At 66.3% G+C, this 2,591-nt stretch carries 3 protein-coding genes and 1 pseudogene; all 4 read right to left on the reverse strand.

What is annotated here, in order from left to right; genetic code table 11:
- Nucleotides 1-310 (reverse strand): VOC family protein (locus QZH66_RS14500; RefSeq protein ID WP_305806640.1); only part of this gene is annotated, 310 nt, incomplete at its 3' end.
- Between the two features lie 125 nt (nucleotides 311-435).
- The gene (locus tag QZH66_RS14505; protein WP_305806641.1) at nucleotides 436-825 is read right to left on the reverse strand and encodes a nuclear transport factor 2 family protein; all 390 of its coding nucleotides are present in this window, start codon (nucleotides 823-825) and stop codon (nucleotides 436-438) included.
- A gap of 199 nt (nucleotides 826-1,024) precedes the next feature.
- Nucleotides 1,025-2,021 (reverse strand): annotated as a pseudogene (locus QZH66_RS14510) (aldo/keto reductase).
- A gap of 48 nt (nucleotides 2,022-2,069) precedes the next feature.
- The coding region (locus tag QZH66_RS14515; RefSeq protein ID WP_305806642.1) for an aldo/keto reductase at nucleotides 2,070-2,591 on the reverse strand (522 nt) is incomplete at its 5' end.

Raw genomic sequence — 2,591 nt, forward strand, 5'->3', positions numbered from 1 at the left:
CGCTTTCCTGGCCGCCATTGCCGACGACCGCGTTCCACAGGCGGTCGGTTTCGGCCTGGTCGTCCGTCGCGATCTGGAACGAGAACGCCTCGTTGTGCTTGAAATGCGGGCCGCCGTTCAGCCCGAGGCAGGGGATGCCGGCGACGGTGAACTCGACCGTGAGGACATCGCCCTGTTTGCCGTCGGGATAGTCGCCCGGTGCGCGGTGGACGGCGCCGACGGCGCTGTCGGGGAATGTTTCGGCATAGAACTTTGCGGCGTCGAGGGCGCTGCCGTCGTACCACAGACAGATCGTGTTCTTGCTGGCCATTTCGTTTCTCCTGAAGACTTGAGGATCTCGATATCGCTCGCTGCCCCTCGGTCTGGCGCCGACTCAGGCGGCAGATCGGATTGGCTTGGCGACTATCGGGCGTCGGCTCACATCGCGCCACCGGCTCAGCGGGCCATGATCGGCGTTTCGGTGTGCATGGCACAGCGCCAGCCGTGGTCGGTCTTGACCCAGGTCGAGGTGTCGCGCATCTCCTGTGCCGTGGTGGCGCCCTTGCCGCGCGGCGCGACACCTTGCTTGACGCGGTAGGAAAGGATCGCCGTCGCGTCGTTCGGAAACACGACCTCCATGTCGCTGAGTTCGAATGATTTGACCACCATGGAGCCGTGCTCGGCCATCTGGCGGTAGCCCACATGGTCGAATTTCATGGCGCCGTGCGCGCTGACCATGAGCGCCGGCTCGCAGAGCAGGCTCAGCGCCACATCGGTCTCCTGGTCCACCATCGACTGCCAAAACTTTGTCTCGAGGTCTACGAGGGTCGAGCTTGGGTTCTGCATTTCGGTCTCCGTGCCATGAGATGGCTGAAATCGTCCCAGTTGCGGGCGCTTGCGTCCATCGGACGGCGCTGATACCGTTGTACGAATCCGCCGACGCCTGCACGCCCGCGGTCGGCGCGGGCCGCTCAGAGGTGGCCCGTGGAGCCGGCTCCGATCACAACAATGACAAGGGGCATGGTCCATTCCCTTCCCACGGCGATCAGCCGGCCGTCATCCGCAGCACCGCCTCGGGCAAGCGGGCACCCTGCACCCTGACCTTAGCCGCGGCCGCATCCATCATCCGCAGGTCGTCGGCGCTCAGTTCGACTGCCACCGCGCCCAGGTTTTCCGCGAGCCGATGCAGCTTGGTCGTTCCGGGGATGGGCACTATCCACGGCTTTTGCGCCAGCAGCCATGCGAGCGCGATTTGCGCGGGCGTCGCACGTTTGCGCTGCGCCACTGCGCGCAGCAGATCGACCAGCGCCAGGTTCGCCTTGAGCGCTTCGGGTGCCAGGCGCGGAACACGCGAGCGGAAGTCGGAGCTGTCGAAGCGCGTGTTCTCGTCCATCTTGCCGGTCAGAAAGCCCGCGCCCAGGGGGCTGAAGGGCACGAAGCCGATGCCAAGCTCTTCAAGCAGCGGCAGCATGTCGGCTTCCGGGCCCCGGTAGAACAGAGAGTATTCGCTCTGCACCGCCGTCTACCGGCTGCACGGCATGCGCGCGGCGCACCGTGGCCGCAGCGGGCTCGGACAGGCCAAAGTGCCGGACCTTGCCTTGTGCGATCAGGTCCTTGACCGTGCCCGCCACATCCTCGATCGGCACGGCCGGGTCCACGCGGTGCTGGTAGAGCAGATCGATTGCGTCGATCTTCAGGCGTTTCAGCGAGGCTTCGGCAACCGCCTTGATGTGCTCGGGCCGGCTGTCCAGGCCGCCGCGGCGCTGCGCGGTCGCCTGGTCGAGGTCGAAGCCGAACTTGGTGGCGATCACCACCTGGCCCCTGAAGGGCGCGAGCGCCTCGCCCACCAGTTCCTCGTTGGCGAACGGGCCATAGACTTCGGCCGTATCGAAGAAGGTGACGCCTTTCTCGACGGCCGCACGGATCAGCGCAACCATCTCCTGCTGGTCGCCCGGTGGGCCGTAGTTGGCGCTCATGCCCATGCAGCCCAGGCCAAGCGCCGAGACTTCAAGCCCGCTGCGTCCAAGCTGACGTTTTTGCATTGCTTCTCTCTCCTTCAGGAATTCAGTGGTCTGGGCACGCAAGCGACCTTATCTGCCCACGAGCTTTTGCCGGTCCGCCGGGTAGCGCGCACCCTGGACCGGAATGCTCGAGACGGCCGCCTCGATGTCCTTCAGGTCGTCCGGCGACAACACCACCGACGCGGCTCCGGCGTTTTCTTCGAGACGCTGCAGCCGGGTGGTGCCGGGGATGGGCACGATCCATGGCTTTTGCGCGAGCAGCCAGGCGAGCGCCAGCTGGGCCGGCGTGACCTGCTTGCGCGCGGCAATCCCGGCCAGCGCATCGACCAGAGCGCGGTTGGCCTGGCGCGCCTGCGGCGCAAAGCGCGGCACCGTGTTGCGGAAGTCGGTCGCGCCAAACGCGGTCTGCGCGTCGATCGCGCCCGTCAGGAAACCCTTGCCCAGCGGGCTGAAGGGCACGAAGCCAATGCCCAGTTCCTCCAGCAGCGGCAGGATCTCTTTCTCGGGTTCGCGCCACCACAGGGAATACTCGCTCTGCAGTGCGGTGACGGGCTGGACCGCATGCGCCCGGCGGATGCTGTCGGCGCCGGC

This window comes from Stenotrophomonas sp. YIM B06876 (assembly GCF_030711595.1).
Taxonomy (GTDB): Bacteria; Pseudomonadota; Gammaproteobacteria; order Xanthomonadales; family Xanthomonadaceae; genus Stenotrophomonas.

What these genes read in the sequence shown, in the direction of transcription:
- QZH66_RS14505 (WP_305806641.1), bottom strand. Translation starts at nt 825, where the DNA reads ATGCAGAACCCAAGCTCGACCCTCGTAGACCTCGAGACAAAGTTTTGG.